We start from the raw sequence: 17,188 nt of genomic DNA, 5'->3' as shown, positions 1-17,188 counted from the left end.
GGGAGATGACCGTGACAGCCACAGCTCCACCGGCTGCCGACGAACGGCTGGGCCAGCCGAGGGCGATGGATCAGCTGATCAAACGCCCCGAGATCGGCGCGATGCTCGGCGCACTGCTCGTGTTCGTGTTCTTCTCCGTGGTCACCGAGCAGTTCCTGAGCGTGGGCGGCGCGGCCACCTGGCTGGACGACGCGTCCATGCTCGGGATCATGGCGGTCGCGGTGGCACTGCTGATGATCGGCGGCGAGTTCGACCTGTCCGCCGGCGTCATGACCGCCTCCACGGCGCTCGTCACGGCTCTCCTCGCCACCCAGCTGGGACTGAACGTCTGGCTGTCGCTGCTGGTGTCGCTCGCCTTCGCGTTGTCGGTGGGCGCGCTCAACGGCTGGCTCGTGATGCGCACGGGCCTGCCGAGCTTCATCGTGACGCTGGGCAGCTTCCTCGCCTTGCAGGGCCTCAACCTCGGCGTCACGCGCCTGGTGACGGGCAGCGTGCAGGTGTCGGGCATGCGGGAGGCGGCGGGCTACGAGTCCGCCGGGTTCCTGTTCGCCTCGACGTTCCAGATCGCCGGCACGAGCTTCTACGTGTCGATCATCTGGTGGGTCCTGTTCACCGTCGTGGCGTCGACGGTGTTGCTGCGCACCAGGTTCGGCAACTGGATCTTCGCGATCGGCGGCGCCGCGCAGAGCTCCCGCGCGGTCGGCGTGCCGGTCGTGCGGTCGAAGGTCCTGCTGTTCATGACGACGGCGTTCGCCGCGTGGCTCGTCGGCTCGATCAACATCCTGCGGTACGCGAGCGTGCAGGCGAACCAGGGCATCGGCCTCGAGTTCCAGTACATCATCGCGGCGGTCATCGGCGGCTGCCTGCTCACCGGCGGCTTCGGCTCCGCGGTGGGCGCGGCGATCGGCGCGCTGATCTTCGGCATGGCCCGGCAGGGCATCGTCTACGCCGGCTGGAACAGCGACTGGTTCCAGCTGTTCCTCGGCGTGATGCTGCTGGCCGCCGTGCTGGTGAACAACATGCTGCGCCGCCGAGCGGAAAGGGTCCGGCGATGACGCCACTCATCGAGGTCGAGAACATCGGCAAGACCTACGGCAGCGTCATCGCCCTGAGCGACGTGTCCACCGTGGTCAACGCCGGCGAGGTCACCTGCGTGCTCGGCGACAACGGCGCGGGCAAGTCGACCCTGATCAAGGTCCTGGCCGGGGTGCACCAGCACGACCGGGGCTCGTTCAAGGTCGAGGGCGAGGAGATCCGCTTCTCCTCACCCCGCGACGCGCTCGACCACGGCATCGCGACCGTGTACCAGGACCTCGCGGTCGTGCCGCTGATGTCGGTGTGGCGCAACTTCTTCCTCGGCTCGGAACCGACGACGAAGTTCGGTTTCCTGGACCGGAGGAAGGGCCGCGAGATCACCAAGAAGGCGTTGTCCGACATGGGCATCGACCTCCGCGACGTCGAGCAGCCCGTCGGCACCCTGTCCGGCGGCGAACGGCAGTGCGTCGCCATCGCCCGCGCCGTCCACTTCGGCGCCAAGGTGCTGATCCTCGACGAACCGACCGCGGCTCTCGGCGTGAAGCAGGCCGGTGTGGTGCTGAAGTACGTGGCCCAGGCGCGTGATCGCGGCCTCGGCGTCGTGCTGATCACCCACAACCCGCACCACGCCTACCCGGTCGGCAACCGCTTCCTGCTGCTCAAGCGGGGCCGCCCGCTGGGCAGCTACGAGAAGTCCGAGATCGACATCGGCGAGCTGACGAAGCAGATGGCGGGTGGCGCCGAGCTCGAGGCGCTGGAACACGAGCTGCGGGGTGTGCAGGCGTGACGTCGCTGGAAGTGCTGACCGTGGGCCGGGTCGGCGTCGACCTCTACCCGGAGCAGTCCGGCGTGCCGCTGGCGCGGGTCAGCACCTTCGCCAAGTCGCTCGGCGGCACCGCGACCAACGTCGCGGTCGCCGCCGCGCGCCTCGGCCGCCGGGCCGCGGTGCTGACGAAGGTCGGCCCGGACGGCTTCGGCACCTACGTCCGCGAGGCGCTGGAGGGCTTCGGCGTCTCGTCGGAGTACGTCGGCACCTCACCGGACCTGCTGACGCCGGTGGTGTTCTGCGAGCTGAACCCGCCCGCGGACCCGCCGTTGCTGTTCTACCGGCTGCCGACCGCGCCGGACCTCACCCTCGGCGAGGACGACGTGCCGTGGTCGCTGGTGCGCGACGTCCCGCTGCTGTGGGTGACGGGCACGGGCGTCTCCGCCGAGCCCTCCCGGTCGTCGCAGCGGATGATGCTCGCGAGCCGCGCCCGCGGCGGCCACACCGTGCTGGACCTCGACCACCGGCCGATGTTCTGGCCGGACGTGGAGACCGCGCGGGCCGAGATCGGCTGGATGCTCGACCACGTGACGGTCGCCGTGGGCAACCGCGCCGAGTGCGAGGTCGCGGTCGGCACGTCCGACCCGGACCTCGCCGCCGACCGGCTGCTGGAGCGCGGGATCTCGCTGGCACTGGTCAAGAAGGGCGCCGACGGCGTCCTCGTGGCCACCCCTGGCGGCCGGTGGACCGTCGAACCGAACCCCGTCGAGGTCGTCTGCGGGCTCGGCGCCGGTGACGCGTTCGGCGGATCCGTCGTGCACGGCCTGCTGTCCGGCTGGGACCCGGTGAAGATCGCACGTCACGCCAACGCGGCCGGCGCGATCGTGGCGTCCCGGCTGGCCTGCGCCGACGCCATGCCTGACCAGAAAGAGATCGAGGAACTCCTGTGATCACCGACGGCCAGTGGCGCGAACTGTTGTGGAGGCGGGCGGAGGACCCCGGCTCCATCAGACGCGCCTACCAGTCCCGCAAGCGGCGCAACTCGTTGCTGAACGGCAAGTCCACGCTGTTCCTGGTCGCGGCGGACCACCCGGCGCGCGGCGCACTGGGCGTCGGCGGCGACCCGCTGGCGATGGCCGACCGGCGGCAGCTGCTGTCCCGCTTGCTGACGGCGCTCGCGAACCCCGAGGTGGACGGGGTGCTCGGCACGCCGGACGTCATCGAGGACCTGCTGCTGCTCGACGGCCTCGACGAGCGCGTGATCATCGGCTCGATGAACCGCGGCGGCCTGGCCGGCGCGGACTGGGAGATCGACGACAGGTTCACCGCGTACGACGCGTCGTCCATCGCCACCTTCGGCCTCGACGGCGGCAAGATGCTGCTGCGCCTGGTCGACTCGGACCCCGGCACGATCCCGACGCTGGAAGGCTGCGCGCGGGCCGTCACCGAACTGGCCGAGCACGGCCTGATGGCGATGGTCGAACCGTTGCCGTACCGGCGTGACGACCACGGCAAGCTCGTGCTGGAGAAGGACTCCGCCGCTCTCTCTCGCGCCTCCGCCGTGGCCGCCGGTCTCGGCTCCACCTCCGCCTACACCTGGCTGAAGCTGCCCGCGCCGGAGGAACCCGAGGTCGTGCTGGACACCACGGCACTGCCCGCGCTCGTGCTGGGCGGCGTGCCGTCGGCGAACCCCGCGGACGACCTGGCGTCGTGGGGCCGTTCGCTGAAGCACCCGACCGTGCGCGGCCTGGTCGTCGGCCGCGCCCTGCTCTACCCGCCGGACGGCGACGTCGCCGCCGCGGTCGCCGCCGCCGCCCAGGTCCTGCGCACCGCGAAGGGGGTGGAGGAGTGACCCTGCACCGTCCACACGGGACTCTCTCGACCTCCGACGACGTCATCTCGCTGACCCCCGAAGACGCGGGCTGGGCCTACACGGGTCTGCGCGTGCTGCGGATCGGGGCCGGTGCGTCGCGCACGGTCGAGACCGGTGAGTTCGAGGCGTTCGTCCTGCCGCTGGCCGGATCGCTGACCGTCGAGGTGGGCTCCGAACGGTTCGCACTGCAGGGCCGGGAGTCGGTCTTCACCCGCGTCACGGACTTCGCCTACGTCCCGCGAGGCGCCTCGGTGACCCTGTCCTCAGTAGACGGATGTGAGATCGCGCTGCCGATGGCGCGCTGCGAGAACAGGCTGACGCCGAAGTACGGTCCGGCGCAGGACGTCCCGGTGGAGGTGCGCGGCTCCGGCAACGCCACCCGCCAGGTCACGAACTTCGGCGTGCCGGGCGTCTGGGACCACGCGGACAGGCTCATCGCGTGCGAGCTGATCACCCCGGACGGCAACTGGTCCTCGTACCCGCCGCACAAGCACGACTCCTCGGAGCCGTGCGAGGTGGAGAACGAGGAGATCTACTACTTCCGCATCGCGGACCGCGACCAGGTCACGCCGTCCCGGACCGGGTTCGGCTTCCACCGCACGTACACCGGCGACGGCACGATCGACGAGGACGTGGCCGTGCGGGACGGTGACGTGTTCCTGATCCCGCGCGGCTACCACGGCCCGTGCGTCGCGGCGCCGGGTTACCCCATGTACTACCTGAACGTTCTCGCCGGTCCGGGTCCCGAGCGCTCGATGGCGTTCTGCGACGACCCGGCCCACACGTGGGTCCGCGACAGCTGGGCGGCGCAGGAGCAGGACCCGCGTTGCCCGGTCACGACAGCAGAGGGGCGCGTCCAGTGAAGCTCACGACCGCGCAGGCGCTGGTCCGCTGGATGCTGGCCCAGCGGACCGAACTGCAGGACGGCACCGCGGCACCGCTGTTCCCGGGCGTGTTCGCGATCTTCGGCCACGGCAACGTCCTCGGCCTCGGCACCGCCCTGGAGGAGGTCCGCGACCGCATCCCGGTGTGGCGCGGCCAGAACGAGCAGGGCATGGCACTGGCCGCGGTCGGCATCGGCAAGGCCACCCACCGCCGCCAGGTCGGCGTCGCCACGTCGTCGATCGGTCCCGGCGCCCTGAACATGGTCACCGCCGCGGGCGTCGCCCACGCCAACCGCCTGCCCCTGCTCCTGCTGCCGGGCGACACCTTCACCGGCCGCGCCCCGGACCCCGTGCTGCAGCAGGTCGAGCACTTCCACGACCCGACCGCGACCGTCAACGACGCGTTCCGCGCGGTCAGCCGCTACTTCGACCGCATCACCCGCCCCGAGCAGCTGCTGTCGACGCTGCCGCAGGTGGCGCGGGTCCTGACCGACCCGGCCGACTGCGGCCCAGTCACCCTCGCCCTCCCGCAGGACGTCCAGGCGGAGTCCTACGACTTCCCGGACGCCCTGTTCGCCCCGGTGGTCCACCGCCCGCTGCGGCCGCGCCCCGACCTGGTCGCCCTGGCCGAGGCCGCCACCGCGATCCGGGCCGCCTCCCGACCGCTGCTCGTCCTGGGCGGCGGCGTCCGCTACTCGGGCGCGGCCGGCCGGGCGCTCCGCTTCGCCGAGCAGCACGCCATCCCGGTCGTCGAAACGACGGCGGGCCGCACCCTCGTCCCGCACGACCACCCGCTGCACGCCGGCCCGCTCGGCATCACGGGCTCCACCTCGGCCAACGTCCTCGCGGGCGAGGCGGACGTGGTGATCGCCGTGGGCACCCGCCTGCAGGACTTCACCACGGCGTCCTGGACGGTCTTCGCGCCGGACGCGCGGATGGTCTCGCTGAACGCCGCCCGCTTCGACGCCGTGAAGCACGGTTCGTCCGCCCTGGTCGCCGACGCCGACGAGGGACTGCGCGAGCTGACCGACGTGCTGGGCTCGTGGCAGGCCCCGGCCTCCTGGGCCGCCAGGGCGTCGGCGGAACGCGCGAAGTGGGACGAGCACATCACCTCGTTGCGCACACCCGGCGAGGGCCTTCCGACCTACGCGCAGGTGGTGGGCGTCGTGAACGACGTCAGCACCCCCACCGACTACGTGATGACGGCGTCCGGCGGCCTCCCGGGCGAGCTGATCGGCGGCTGGCGGGCCACCGGCGAGTCCACGATGGACGTCGAGTACGGCTTCTCCTGCATGGGCTACGAACTGGCCGGAGCCTGGGGTGCGGCGATCGCCCACACCCAGGGGGTCGTCACGACCCTGCTCGGCGACGGCTCGTACCTGATGCTGAACTCCGAGCTGTTCTCCGCGGCCTTCGCGGGCCACGGCTTCGTCGCGGTGGTCTGCGACAACGACGGCTACGCCGTGATCCACCGCCTGCAGACCGGTCAGGGCGGCTCGGGCTTCAACAACCTCTACCCCGACTGCACGTCCGCGCACGCCGAGCCGCCGCGCACGGACTTCGCCGCCCACGCCGCGGCGATGGGCTGCGCGGTGTTCGCGGTGGACTCCCTCGCCGAGTTCGAAGGCGCCTACCGCAAGGCGCGCGAGGTGGCGGTCGGCGAGAAGCGCCCGGCCGTGGTCGTGATCCGCACGCACCCGTCGTCGTGGACCGAGGCGGGCGCCTGGTGGGAGGTCGGGGTGCCGGAGGTGTCGCACCGGCCGGCCATCGCGGCCGCCCGCGACGAGGTGCTCGAGGGCAAGGCCAAACAGGTCCGCTATCTGAGCTGAACTCCAACAGCGGATACCGCCGCAAGGGGGGCGGTCGCGAGGATGACCCTCCGTGAGCAAGCGGATGTTCAGGCTCGGGGCGGTCACCCTGGTCGTGCTCGGTGTCGCCCTGATGGTGCCGGCCACGCCGAGATCGACGTCACCGCTGCTCATCGGCGGTCTGCTGGTCGTCGGGGGGAGCGTGCTGGCCTGGCGGCAGGCCAGGGACGGCCAGATCATCGACCGGTACCGCCAGGCCGTCGAGCACCTCGGCAGCGACCTGGCCGAGGTCCGGGCGGGAGGGCTCCGCGAACTGGAGCAGATCGCGAAGGACTCCGCGAGGAGCCGGTTGCTCGTCGACGTGACCCTCGGGGACTTCCTGCGCGAACGCTCCCCGTGGACCGACGCGGAGCACCCGGTGCGGCTCGCCGGCGAGGGCCCGGCGCCGGACGTCGCGACGGCCCTGGCGATCCTCACCGGGCTGCCCGGTGCGGCGCTGGACCTGTCCGAGGTCGACCTGCGGGGCGCCGACCTGGGGAAGCGGGAGCTCGGCGGTGCGGTGATCCGCCACGCCAACCTCGCCGGTGCCCGGCTCACCGGAACGCGCCTCGACGACTCCGTCCTGGCCGCCACGGACCTCCGCGACGCCGATCTGCGCGGGGCCTCGCTGCGCAGGGCCTCCCTGCGGGTCGCCCGCCTCGAAGGCGCGGACCTGCGTGCCGCCGACCTCACCGACGCGGACCTGCGCGGCGCCGACATGCGCGCCGTGAACCTCGACAAGGCCGTCCTGACCGGGGCTCGCGTCAACCGCGGCACGCTCTGGCCGCCCGACTTCACGCCGGCCCGTGTCTCTGCGTCGCTGTTCAGTGACTGAGACAACCCGGCGGCGGGGAACAACGACCCGGCGGCATCCCTTGAACAACTAGTTAGGTCTACGAACGTTCGAGGAGCTCCCGTGAGCCTGTTGTTCTCCCCCCTGACCCTGCGCTCGGTCACGCTGCCCAACCGCATCGCGGTCAGCCCCATGTGCCAGTACTCGGTCGACGAGGAAGACGGCGTGCCGACCGACTGGCACCTCGTCCACCTGGGCTCCCGCGCGGTCGGCGGCGCCGGCCTCGTGATGGCCGAGGCCACGGCCGTCGAGCCGCGCGGACGGATCTCGCCGCAGGACACCGGCATCTGGAACGACGAGCAGGTGCGGGCCTGGAAGCCGATCACGAAGTTCATCAAGGAGCAGGGCTCGGTGCCCGCGATCCAGCTCGCGCACGCCGGGCGCAAGGCGATCGGCGACTGGGTGCCGGTCGCGCCCACGACCGAGCCGTTCCCCGGCGGCAACCAGCCGGAGAAGCTCACGAACACCACGGAGATCGTGAAGGCGTTCGTCGACGGCGCGCTGCGGGCGGTCGAGGCGGGCTTCGAGGTCCTCGAGGTGCACGCGGCCCACGGCTACCTGCTCCACGAGTTCTACTCGCCGCTCACGAACGAGGGCAGCATCGAGGAACGCATCGCCCTGCCCGTCGAGGTCACCGCGGCCGTGCGCGCGGCCGTCGGCCCGGACGTGCCCGTGATCGTGCGGATCAGCGGGACCGACTGGGTCGACGACGGCTGGACGGCCGACGACAGCGTCGTGCTGGCACAGGCGCTCAAGGCCGCGGGTGCGGACCTGATCGACGTGTCCAGCGGCGGCAACACCGCGCAGGCGGACATCCCGATCGGGCCCGGCTACCAGGTGCCGCTCGCCGAAGCTGTGCGACGCAAGGCAGACGTGCCCACGGGTGCGGTCGGCCTGATCACCGAGGCGGCTCAGGCCGAAAAGATCTTGACGGACGGCTCCGCCGACCTGGTCCTGCTCGCGCGCGAGCTGCTCCGCGACCCGTACTGGCCGCTGCACGCGGCACAGCAGTTGGGTGTGGAGATCCACGCGCCGAAGCAGTACGCCAGGGCGTTCTGATACAGCCCTCAGAGTTCAAGGGTTGAGCCCCGGAAGACCGGTGGCCCAACCCTTGAACTCCGAAGGCTGAATTCAGCGACGGTAGTCGTCGTAATCGTCGTACGGGTCGTCGCGTGGCTCATCGCCACCGCCGCTCCCGTTCGGTGACCTTTCGTCACCGGACAGCTCGCGCTGAAGAGCAGCGAAGTCGGTCTCATGAGAGCTGTACTTGAGCTCCCTGGCGACCTTCGTCTGCTTGGCCTTCGCTCGGCCGCGCCCCATGGCTCGACCCCCTCGCACAGGGACGGGGGCGGCCGGGGGAACGGCGGCCCCACTCGTCTCGACAACTAGTTCCTGGTAACTACCGTACCGTGCCGATGGGGTTCCTCGCGACGCGGTAGGGGTGACACGTACCGCCAAATCCCGCGGGTACCCCCGCGTGGGAGGATGCACAGGTGCCCAGACCGTTCGTCGCCTACCTCCGGGTGTACGAACCGTTATCGGTCTTGGACGCACCGCTAGCGGTCAAGGTCGAAAAAGCCCTGGAAAAGGGCCCTGTCCCCCGCTCGGAGGCAGGGGACCGGGAACGGGAGCTGTGGTTGCGATCACAGTTGCGCCGAAAGCTCCTCCCGGGCGAGTCGTTCGACGTGATGACGATCAGTCCGGCCGAGGTTCCGACCTCCGAGGCGGCCAGGGTCGGCCCGGGGCCTCTCGTCTGCCCCCTCGACCTCAGGGCGCGCTCCGCCGCCGCTCTCGTGGGCTTCCTGGCCTCTTCTCCGCCGATCCTCCAGGACGCGGCTCTCAGCCTTTCGCCGGAAACGGTCCGAGCGCGCGCGTCGGCCGTGATGGCCGAACTCTCCGCGGGAGCGGTCCACGTCATCTCCACGACGTGGACGGTGCCGCTGCCGTGGTTCGCCCTCGTCGACCCCGCCCAGCGCCGCGTGGTGCTGGCGAGCGCCCAGGACGACCCGGAACGGCAGGTGTCGTGGCGCGTGGCGATGGCGGACGCGCGGCGCAGGGTGGCGAGGGCGCTCAAGGTCGTGAAGAGCTCCCTGGGCGACGAGGGGCCCGCGACGGTCCTCGCCGACACCGGCCGCTGGCTCGAGCACTTCCACCCGCACTCGGCCGTCGAGCTCGACTACGGCGGCCTCGTGCAGCTGGTGGAGGACAAGGACCTGCTGGAGGACACCTCGGCGGCGGACGTGAACGCCATCGTGGACGCCCTCGAAGCCGACGACGCCGAGGAGGTCGCGCTGCGCTACGAGACGCTGCGCGAGTTCTGGGGCGAGCTGGCCCGCAGGGAACGCCACGGCTGAAGCAGCACCCGCGCGGCCACCGCGCAGGCCGCCGCCAGCAGCATCGCCGCCGGCCAGCCGGCGGACACCGCGACGAAGCTCGCGACGAACGGCGTCAGCGCGGCGCTGAGGTAATTGGCCGAGTTCTGCAGAGCGATCCCGGTGGCGCCGCGGCCCTCCGGGGCGAGCTCACCCGCCTCGGTGACCGCGAGGCCGTTCCAGCACAGCGCGAGCACCGAGGTCGGGACGAGGACGGCGACCAGCAGCGGCAGGGGCGCCTGGTCCAGCACCGCGACCAGCACGAACCCGCCGGCGGTGAGCACCGCGACGATCTTCAGCGGCCCGATCCGGCTGCGCGCCCGGTCCGACCACACCCCGACCGCGAGCCGTCCGGCCCCGCCCAGCACCTGGGCGACGGCGAAGACCGCCGCGGCCGCCGTGACGGCCACGCCGCGGTGGTCGTGCAGGAGGGGCACCAGCAGGGCGGTGGTCGTGAACTGGGGCACCACGAGCAGTCCGCTGGCGAGCGACAGCCGCAGCAGCCGCGGGTCCCTGAGCACCAGTCCGTGCTCCGAGGTCGCCCTGACCGCGCCGGGGGGTTCGCGGACCAGCAGTGCCACGGCCAGCGCCACGAACACCGTCGCACCCGCGAGCACGACGAACGCCGTGGGCACACCGGCCGAGATCGCGATCCCCGGCAGCACGGCCGCGGTGAGTGCCGCGCCGAGCGGGGTCGCGGTCTGCCGCACTCCCATCGCGAGCCCGCGCGACTCGCGGCTGAACCACGACATCACCGCCCGCCCGCTGGCCGCGTTGACGCTGGCCCCGAAGAGCCCGGCGCCGAGCAGCGCGAGACCGGCGATCCAGGCGTTACCCAGCGCCACGGCGAGCAGGCAGGCGGCGGCTCCCACGCCGCCGATGGTCATCACGAGTCGTTCGCCGCGTCGGTCCGCGACGACTCCCCACGGCACGAGAGCGACCATCGTGCCGAGGTTGACCGCGCCGAGGAGGAGCCCGACCTGGGGCAACGTCAGCGAGAAGTGCTGCTGGAGCTGGGGGCTGATCGCGGGCAGTCCGAGGAAGACGGCCGCGTTGGTGCCCTGCGCCCAAGCTCCGACGGACAGCACGACCCAGCGGTACCCCATGGGGGCACGCTAGGTCCGCCGTCCAAAAAGTGGAACAACCGTCCCAGAATCTGGGAATCAGCTCTTGCGGCGGTGGTGTCCGCGCTCGGCCGCCAGCAGTTCGTCCACCGACGCGCTCCCGCGCTGGTAGCGCGAGGCGATCTCGGCGTTGAGCTTGTCGACGACGACCTGGACCTCACGCCGCCGCACCGAGACGGAGGCCTCTTCCGAGATGAACGTCTCCAGCACCTCGCCGAGGCGTTCGTCGGACAGCGAGCTCACGTCGGAGAGGTCGACGTCGGAGATGAGCGCCTCAACGTGCCGTTGATGCGCATCAGCACGTGACGGCTCATGGGTCTGGTACCGGCCGAGGCCGGTCGCGGGCCCCACGGCGTTCGTGGACAGGATCGTGGCCAGTTGCTCGACCACCGCCGAGCCGCCCGAGCTGCGGCGCTCCTGTTCCGCGCGGACGATGTCGATGCGCGCGTGCAACAGCCGCCGCAGGTAGGACAGATCTGTCTCTTCCTGCGCGGCCTCGTCGCGGAGTTCGCGCACCTCGACGAGCGGGCGCTGCTCGACGCCCTCCGTGTAGTCGGGGGCGAGCACCCTGTCGATTCGGCGGCGCCCGCCAGGACGCACCTCGATCACGTGTCCATCCTGCGGTAGATCCTCCTCACCCGCCAACACATCCCATGCACCGAACTTGTCTCAAATGTGCACACCCAGCAGCTTTCGCGCCTCGTCGGGCGCAAGGGGAGGTCGCTGAGCGATCTTCGACAGGCCCGCGGCACGTGCCACGAGCTGTGCGTTGTCCCGCACCGGAACCCCCCGCGAGTAGCTGGTCGTGTCTTCCATACCCACTCGGAGGTGACCACCCGCGCCCAATGCGGTGAACATCACCGGCAGCGTGGTCCGGCCGATCCCGGTGGCGGAGAACGTCGCGCCGTCCGGCAGGGCGTTCACCGCGGCGACGAGGGTCGCGGCGTCACCGGGCATGCCGCCGGGCACCCCCATGACGAAGTCGACGTGCACGTGACCGCCCGCGGGCAGGCCGTGCTGGTCCAGCAACCGCTTGAGCGACGCGAGCTGGCCGATGTCGAAGATCTCGTACTCCGGCACGATCCCGCGTTCCTGCATGCCCTTGTGCAGGGCGACGATGAACTGCCAGCGGTTCAGGAAGACGTCGTCGCCGAAGTTGACGGTGCCCATCGTGCAGGACGCCGAGTCCGGCATCGCCTCGAGCACGCGCAGCCGGTCCTCCTCGGGGTCGTGCACCGACCCGCCCGTCGACAGCTGCACGACGAGGTTCGTCTCCGACCGCAGGGCCTCGACGGTGGCCTTGAGGCGACCGAGGTCCAGCGACGGCTTGGTGTCCTCGCCGCGGATGTGGACGTGGATCATCGCCGCGCCGACCTGCTCGCAGCTCTGCGCCGTCGAGACCAGCTCTTCCAGGGTCACCGGAAGCTGCGGGACGTCGGCTTTCGCGTGTTCCGCTCCGGTGGGAGCGACAGTGATCAGCGTGCCCAGGGACATAGCCCCGGACTGTAGCGGCCCCGGCCGTTCAGCCCCTCAGGTTGCGCACGGCTTCCCGGCCCAGCCCTGGCGTGTCCGGCGGCACCGAGTCGGGGTCGATCCGCGCCTGCACCTCGCGCTCGGGCGCACCGGCCACGAGCTCCGCCTCGATCGGTACGGACCGCTTGACCAGCGCCAACGCGACCGTGCCCAGCTCGTGGTGCTGTGCCACGGTGCCCACCCGGCCCACCACCCGGCCGTCCAGCACCACCGGGTCACCGGTCACGGGCTGGGCGTCCGCAGAACCATCCAGGTGGAGTAGGAGCATCCGCCGGGGCGGGCGTCCCACGTTGTGGACCTTCGCGACCGTCTCCTGGCCGCGGTAGCACCCCTTGGTGAGGTGCACGGCCGGGTCGACGAGCCCGACCTCGTGCGGGATCGTGCGCTCGTCGGTGTCGACGCCCTGGCGCGCCCGCAGCGACTCGACCCGCAGCGCCTCGAACGCGAAGCTGCCGGCCGGGCGCGCGCCCGCGTCCGTGATGCGCCGCCACCAGTCGCCGAGCTCGGCGCGCGGGACCAGCAGGTCGACGGAGTTCTGCCCGGGCCACGACACGCGCCGCACGAACCCCTCGCCGAGGGGAGCGGCGCTCGCCGGCAGCGGCACGTCCAGCTTCTCCAGCAGCGCGGGGGTGTCCGGGCCGGTGATCGTCAGCAGCGCGAACTCGGAGGTGGCGTCGCGCGGCTCGACCTTCGACCAGAAGACCATCTTCCGCAGGTACGCCAGCAGGTCGTCGACCTCCTCGACGTCGAGGAACACCGTGCCGCCCACGTTCGCGACGACCATGTGGTGCTCCAGGCGGCCCTGGGCGTCGAGGACCAGGGCCTCGGTGGCCTCGTTCTCGCCGAGCTGCTCGAAGTGCTGGCTCGTCAGCTGGTGCAGCCACTTGAGCCGGTCCTCGCCGGGGATCGCGATGACGCCGCGGTTCGAGCGGTCGACCACGACGACGGACCGGACGGCGGACCGCTGCTCGGCGAACGGGTCGCCGTAGTGCCAGGCGACACCGGCGTCGAAGGACTCGTCGGGCGGCGGCGGGACGGCTCCGGGGAAGGTCACTCGGTCTCCTGCGTCAGGCAGTCGCGGCACGTTCCGGACAGCGCGAGATGGCTTGCATCCAGTTCGAACCCGTCGCGCTCCCGCAATGTTCCGACCAACGGGTCGAGGAGCTCGCACGGGATCTCCTGGATCGAGCCGCACACGTGGCAGACCAGGTGCACGTGGCGGTGCTCGTCGACCGAGTAGCTCGGCGCGCCGTGGCCCAGGTGCGTGTGCCGCACGAGTCCGAGCCGGTCGAGCAGGTCGAGCGTGCGGTAGATCGTCGTGATGTTGACCGTCGGCGCCGTCTCCTGGACGCGTGCGCAGATCTGCTCCGGAGTGGCGTGCTCCAGCGCCCTGACCGCGTCCAGCACGAGCTGGCGCTGCGGCGTCATCCTCATGCCGCGGTCGTGCAGCGTTTTCCGCAGGCCTCTTGCGGTCTCCACGCCGGCCATGTTAATCGCTGCCAGTAAGCTCGGCGCATGCGCGTGCTGGCACTGCTCGACGGAACCCTCGCTGACCCCGACTCGCCGCAGATCCGCGTCGACGACCTCGGGCTCATGCGCGGTGACGGCGTGTTCGAAACGATCCTCGTGGTCGGCGGGAAGCCCCGCGAGCTCACGCCCCACCTCGACCGGCTCGACCGGTCCGCGGCCATGCTCGACATGCAGCCGCCTCCCCGTGCGGAGTTCGAGCGCGCGGTCGAGCTCGTCATCGGCAACTGGACCGGTCCCGAGGAGTTCGCCCTCAAGCTCGTCTACACCCGCGGCGTCGAGGGCGGCGACGGCACGCCCACCGGTTTCGCGCTCGGCGTGGAGATCGGCCAGAAGGTGCTCAAGCAGCGCGCCGAGGGCCTGTCCGCCGTGACGCTGGACCGGGGCATCGACGCCGACCTCGCCGACCGCGCGCCGTGGCTGCTGCTGGGCGCGAAGTCGTTGTCCTACGCCATCAACATGGCCGCGATCCGCGAGGCGGAGCGCCGCGGCGCCGCCGAGGTCATCTTCACGACCTCGGACGGCTCGGTGCTCGAGGGCCCCACCTCGACGGTGGTCCTCGTGCGCGGCAAGACCCTCGTCACGCCGCCGTCGAAGTTCGGCATCCTCCCCGGCACCACGCAGTACGCGCTGTTCCGCGCCGCCGAGCGCGCCGGCTGGACCGTGCTCGTCGAGCCGATCCAGACCAGCGAGCTCTACGACGCCGACGGTCTGTTCCTCGCGTCCAGCGTCCGCAGGATCACGCGGGTGAACGTGCTGGACGGCAAGCAGCTGGCCGACTCCTCGGCCCTGCTGACCGAGCTGCAGGGCCTCTACGAGTCCGAGTACTGATCTACTGGCGCAGACCGGCGTCGACCGCGGCCATCAACGTGCCGCGGTCGCCCGACATCTCCCAGAACATCGCGCCCAGCAGGTTCTTCGACTTGAGCCAGGCCGTCTTGCGCTGGATCGACCAGGCGTCGTCGAAGGTCCACCACTGGTTGCCGGTGTAGCAGGACGTCGCGACGGCCACCTCGTCGTGGAAGACGGTGCAGTTCGGGACGGACGCGACGAGGTTCGCGTACCCGCGCGTGCCCGCCTCCTCGGGGAACTGGCCGGGCGCGGCGCCTCCCGCGGCCTGCCACTCGCCGTTCTTGCCTCCGCTCGCCACGTTCTGCCAGCCGCGCCCGTAGAACGCGAGCCCGAGCGTGATCTTGCGCGACGGCACCCCGGCGTCCAGGTAGGCCTGCACGGTGGACTCCACGCTGAACTTGGTCGTGTACGGGTCGTCCGGGTCCGGGTACAGGTTGCCCTGGTGCCCGGTGCGGTTCGGCTCCCACGAGTTGTCGCTGCCCGAGCCGTGGAAGTCGTAGCCCTGGACGTTGAAGATGTCCATCGACCGCGCGACCCGCCCGAGCTCCCAGCCCGCCTCGATCTTGGCCGGGTCGGCCGGGGTGAACGCGGTGAGCTGGTAGCGCTTGCCGGTCGTGGCGCTCATCGCGTCCATCTGCCGGCGGAACTCCTCGATCAGCAGCGTGTTGTTGACCTTGTCCTGCGGGCCGAAGTGGTTGCCCGCGTGACCCTCGGCGCCGGGCCACTCCCAGTCGAGGTCGAAGCCGTCGAAGATGCCCGCCGCGCTGCCGGGACCGCCCGCGCCGTTGTACACGGGCAGGTTGCCCTTGAGGTAGACGTCGATGCAGGAGGACACGAACTTCTTGCGCGCCGCGTCCGTGGCCGCGACGTCGGAGAAGTACTTCGAGTAGGTCCAGCCGCCGAGCGAGATCAGCACCTTCAGGTTCGGGTGCTTCGCCTTGAGCTTCTTGAGCTGGTTGTAGTTGCCGCGCAACGGTTCCCAGCCGCTGTCCGCGACGCCGTCAACGGACTGCGCCGCGCTCATCGGCCTGCCGTAGTCGGCCTCGGCGTCACCGGCGCCGTCGCCCTGGTTCGGATCCTGCGGGTTCGGGCTCGTGCCCTTCGTGACGCCTTGCAGGCACGTCAGGTTGACCGGGTCGATGTTGCCGAACGCGTAGTTGACGTGCGTCAGCTTCGCGGCGTCCATGTCCTTCACGAAGTACTGGCGCCCGTAGATGCCCCACTGCACGAAGTACCCGACACGGGCGTACCCGCTGACGATGTCGTCGGTGCGTTCGTTGAGCGCGTTGCTCGCCGCGGACACGTTGTCGTAGACGTCGCGTGCCTTGACCGTGAACGTGTAGCTCGTGGACGGCGCGAGACCGCTGACCACCGCCGTGGTGCCGCTGACCGTCTGCTTCACGGCCGAGTCCACGTAGACGTCGTAGTTCGCCACGCCTTTGTTGTCCGTCGACGCGTTCCACGCCAGCGTGATGCTGCCCGCGTCCTTGGCCGTCGCACGCAGGCCGCCCGGCGCGGTCGGCGGTGTGGTGTCGTCGGCGGGGTTGTTGGTCGTGACGCTCAGCGCGGTGCTCGCGCCGCTCTGGGCTCCCTTGGTGTCCCTGGCCCGCACCGTGAACGAGTGCGCGGTGCTGGGCGTCAGGCCGGTGATGATCGCGGACGTCGTCGTGGAGCTCCCGGCGAGTGCCGAGCCGTTGTAGACGTCATAGCCCGCGATGGGCAGCGAACCGGGCGTGGAGGCGTTCCACTGCAACGTCACCGTGCGCGTGGTCTTCGCCGGTGACGCGAGACCCGTCGGGACGCCGGGAGGAGTGTCCGCGCTGCCGTCGCAGTTGGCGTTGTTGATCCGGCACGTCACCGGGTCGGCGTTCGCGCTGATGGAGAACGACGGGCTGTACGGTTCGGTGCTCGCCCCGGCGTTGACGGTCTTGTTGTAGTGGGCCGGGGTGACGGTGACCTGGTTGCCGTTCTGGGAAATCGTGCCGTGCTGGCCGTTGCTCACCGTTACGCCGTTGGGCAGCGTGAAGGAGATCGACCAGCCGCTGACGGCGGCGGTGCCGTGGTTGCGCACGACGAACTTCGCCGTGCCCGAAGCCGCGGAGTACTCGGCGGTGAGCCCCGTCGGCGCGGGTGGCGGGGTGCCGCTGCCGTCGCAGGCCATGTTGTTGATCGTGCAGGTCGCCGGGTCGGCCGCGGCGCTCAGCGTGAACGTCGGGCTGTACGGCTCGGTGGTGCGTCCGGCCTGGATGGTGTTGATGTAGAAGGCCGGGGTGAGGGTCACCCTCGTGCCGTTCTGGGTGATCGTGGCGTTCTGCGGGTTGGTGGCGGTGACACCGGCCGGGAGGTCGAACTTGATCCACCACCCGGTGAGCGCGGCCGTGCTCGCGTTGGCGACCACGAACTTGCCGCTCGTGCCGGTGCGGGAGAAGGTCGCGGTGATGCCCGTGTCGGCCTGTGCGGGGACGGCCAGTGCGAGCAGTGCGACCAGAAGTGCCAGCAGTGCAGGGATTCGGCGCATGCGG

17 protein-coding genes are annotated in these 17,188 nt (G+C 71.0%); 10 read left to right on the top strand and 7 right to left on the bottom strand.

Annotated elements, in window-relative coordinates:
* Positions 1 to 5: 5 nt before the first annotated feature.
* The 8 genes from L6E10_RS18700 to L6E10_RS18665 all read left to right on the top strand — a co-directional run bounded on the left by L6E10_RS18700 (position 6) and on the right by L6E10_RS18665 (position 8,317).
* A complete protein-coding gene (locus L6E10_RS18700) occupies positions 6 to 1,055 on the top strand; it encodes an ABC transporter permease (RefSeq protein ID WP_236220770.1) in 1,050 nt (349 codons plus the stop codon).
* Positions 1,052 to 1,822 carry an ATP-binding cassette domain-containing protein gene (locus L6E10_RS18695; protein ID WP_236220769.1) on the top strand — a complete coding sequence of 257 codons (771 nt, stop codon included), beginning with the start codon at positions 1,052 to 1,054 and terminating at the stop codon, positions 1,820 to 1,822. The genes L6E10_RS18700 and L6E10_RS18695 overlap by 4 nt, the downstream gene beginning before the upstream one ends.
* The gene (gene iolC, locus L6E10_RS18690) at positions 1,819 to 2,751 is read left to right on the top strand and encodes a 5-dehydro-2-deoxygluconokinase (RefSeq protein ID WP_236220768.1); all 933 of its coding nucleotides are present in this window, start codon (positions 1,819 to 1,821) and stop codon (positions 2,749 to 2,751) included. The genes L6E10_RS18695 and iolC overlap by 4 nt, the downstream gene beginning before the upstream one ends.
* Positions 2,748 to 3,653: an aldolase gene (locus L6E10_RS18685; RefSeq protein WP_236220767.1), complete on the top strand. Its 906-nt coding sequence runs from the start codon at positions 2,748 to 2,750 to the stop codon at positions 3,651 to 3,653. Before iolC ends, L6E10_RS18685 begins: the two co-directional genes overlap by 4 nt.
* Positions 3,650 to 4,537 carry a 5-deoxy-glucuronate isomerase gene (gene iolB / locus L6E10_RS18680; RefSeq protein WP_236220766.1) on the top strand — a complete coding sequence of 296 codons (888 nt, stop codon included), beginning with the start codon at positions 3,650 to 3,652 and terminating at the stop codon, positions 4,535 to 4,537. The genes L6E10_RS18685 and iolB overlap by 4 nt, the downstream gene beginning before the upstream one ends.
* On the top strand, positions 4,534 to 6,387 hold the full coding sequence (gene iolD, locus L6E10_RS18675; protein ID WP_236220765.1) for a 3D-(3,5/4)-trihydroxycyclohexane-1,2-dione acylhydrolase (decyclizing): 1,854 nt from the start codon (positions 4,534 to 4,536) through the stop codon (positions 6,385 to 6,387). The genes iolB and iolD overlap by 4 nt, the downstream gene beginning before the upstream one ends.
* Positions 6,388 to 6,439: 52 nt before the next feature.
* Positions 6,440 to 7,240, top strand: a complete 801-nt coding sequence (locus L6E10_RS18670) for a pentapeptide repeat-containing protein (RefSeq protein WP_236220764.1) — start codon at positions 6,440 to 6,442, stop codon at positions 7,238 to 7,240.
* An 81-nt stretch (positions 7,241 to 7,321) separates the two neighbouring features.
* The gene (locus tag L6E10_RS18665) at positions 7,322 to 8,317 is read left to right on the top strand and encodes an NADH:flavin oxidoreductase/NADH oxidase (protein WP_236220763.1); all 996 of its coding nucleotides are present in this window, start codon (positions 7,322 to 7,324) and stop codon (positions 8,315 to 8,317) included.
* A gap of 72 nt (positions 8,318 to 8,389) precedes the next feature.
* Here the strand turns inward: L6E10_RS18665 and L6E10_RS18660 are convergent, their stop codons facing one another.
* Complete coding sequence (locus tag L6E10_RS18660) at positions 8,390 to 8,578, bottom strand: DUF3073 domain-containing protein (protein WP_090102339.1); 189 nt, start codon at positions 8,576 to 8,578, stop codon at positions 8,390 to 8,392.
* Between the two features lie 173 nt (positions 8,579 to 8,751).
* Here L6E10_RS18660 and L6E10_RS18655 point away from each other — a divergent pair, with 173 nt between their 5' ends.
* Positions 8,752 to 9,612 (top strand): hypothetical protein, encoded by an 861-nt coding sequence (locus tag L6E10_RS18655; RefSeq protein ID WP_236220762.1) that lies wholly within the window; start codon positions 8,752 to 8,754, stop codon positions 9,610 to 9,612.
* On the opposite strand, the gene L6E10_RS18650 is transcribed toward L6E10_RS18655, so the two are convergent.
* The 5 genes from L6E10_RS18650 to L6E10_RS18630 are packed head-to-tail and all read right to left on the bottom strand — an operon-like array spanning position 9,555 to position 13,775.
* Entirely contained in the window at positions 9,555 to 10,736 is a 1,182-nt protein-coding gene (locus L6E10_RS18650) for an MFS transporter (RefSeq protein WP_236220761.1), read from the bottom strand. The two genes, L6E10_RS18655 and L6E10_RS18650, sit on opposite strands and share 58 nt — an antisense overlap.
* Before the next feature lie 57 nt (positions 10,737 to 10,793).
* A complete protein-coding gene (locus L6E10_RS18645) occupies positions 10,794 to 11,363 on the bottom strand; it encodes an aerial mycelium formation protein (protein WP_236220760.1) in 570 nt (189 codons plus the stop codon).
* A 60-nt stretch (positions 11,364 to 11,423) separates the two neighbouring features.
* Entirely contained in the window at positions 11,424 to 12,248 is an 825-nt protein-coding gene (locus L6E10_RS18640) for a 3-keto-5-aminohexanoate cleavage protein (protein WP_236220759.1), read from the bottom strand.
* A gap of 28 nt (positions 12,249 to 12,276) precedes the next feature.
* A complete protein-coding gene (locus L6E10_RS18635; protein ID WP_374237098.1) occupies positions 12,277 to 13,362 on the bottom strand; it encodes a folate-binding protein YgfZ in 1,086 nt (361 codons plus the stop codon).
* Positions 13,338 to 13,775: a Fur family transcriptional regulator gene (locus tag L6E10_RS18630; RefSeq protein ID WP_236220757.1), complete on the bottom strand. Its 438-nt coding sequence runs from the start codon at positions 13,773 to 13,775 to the stop codon at positions 13,338 to 13,340. The genes L6E10_RS18635 and L6E10_RS18630 overlap by 25 nt, the downstream gene beginning before the upstream one ends.
* Positions 13,776 to 13,802: 27 nt before the next feature.
* On the opposite strand from L6E10_RS18630, the gene L6E10_RS18625 reads away from it, so the two are divergent.
* Positions 13,803 to 14,645, top strand: coding sequence for an aminodeoxychorismate lyase (locus L6E10_RS18625; protein WP_236220756.1), 843 nt, complete (start codon positions 13,803 to 13,805; stop codon positions 14,643 to 14,645).
* A gap of 1 nt (position 14,646) precedes the next feature.
* On the opposite strand, the gene L6E10_RS18620 is transcribed toward L6E10_RS18625, so the two are convergent.
* Complete coding sequence (locus tag L6E10_RS18620) at positions 14,647 to 17,184, bottom strand: glycosyl hydrolase family 18 protein (RefSeq protein ID WP_236220755.1); 2,538 nt, start codon at positions 17,182 to 17,184, stop codon at positions 14,647 to 14,649.
* Positions 17,185 to 17,188: the final 4 nt, after the last annotated feature.

It is taken from the genome of Lentzea sp. CC55, assembly GCF_021056325.1.
In the GTDB taxonomy this organism is placed as follows: domain Bacteria; phylum Actinomycetota; class Actinomycetes; order Mycobacteriales; family Pseudonocardiaceae; genus Lentzea; species Lentzea jiangxiensis.
This window is presented reverse-complemented; position numbering and strand designations above follow the sequence as displayed.

What these genes read in the sequence shown, in the direction of transcription:
- L6E10_RS18640 (WP_236220759.1), bottom strand. Translation starts at nt 12,248, where the DNA reads ATGTCCCTGGGCACGCTGATCACTGTCGCTCCCACCGGAGCGGAACAC.
- L6E10_RS18700 (WP_236220770.1), top strand. Translation starts at nt 6, where the DNA reads ATGACCGTGACAGCCACAGCTCCACCGGCTGCCGACGAACGGCTGGGC.
- L6E10_RS18650 (WP_236220761.1), bottom strand. Translation starts at nt 10,736, where the DNA reads ATGGGGTACCGCTGGGTCGTGCTGTCCGTCGGAGCTTGGGCGCAGGGC.
- L6E10_RS18660 (WP_090102339.1), bottom strand. Translation starts at nt 8,578, where the DNA reads ATGGGGCGCGGCCGAGCGAAGGCCAAGCAGACGAAGGTCGCCAGGGAG.
- L6E10_RS18620 (WP_236220755.1), bottom strand. Translation starts at nt 17,184, where the DNA reads ATGCGCCGAATCCCTGCACTGCTGGCACTTCTGGTCGCACTGCTCGCA.
- L6E10_RS18625 (WP_236220756.1), top strand. Translation starts at nt 13,803, where the DNA reads ATGCGCGTGCTGGCACTGCTCGACGGAACCCTCGCTGACCCCGACTCG.
- L6E10_RS18630 (WP_236220757.1), bottom strand. Translation starts at nt 13,775, where the DNA reads ATGGCCGGCGTGGAGACCGCAAGAGGCCTGCGGAAAACGCTGCACGAC.
- L6E10_RS18695 (WP_236220769.1), top strand. Translation starts at nt 1,052, where the DNA reads ATGACGCCACTCATCGAGGTCGAGAACATCGGCAAGACCTACGGCAGC.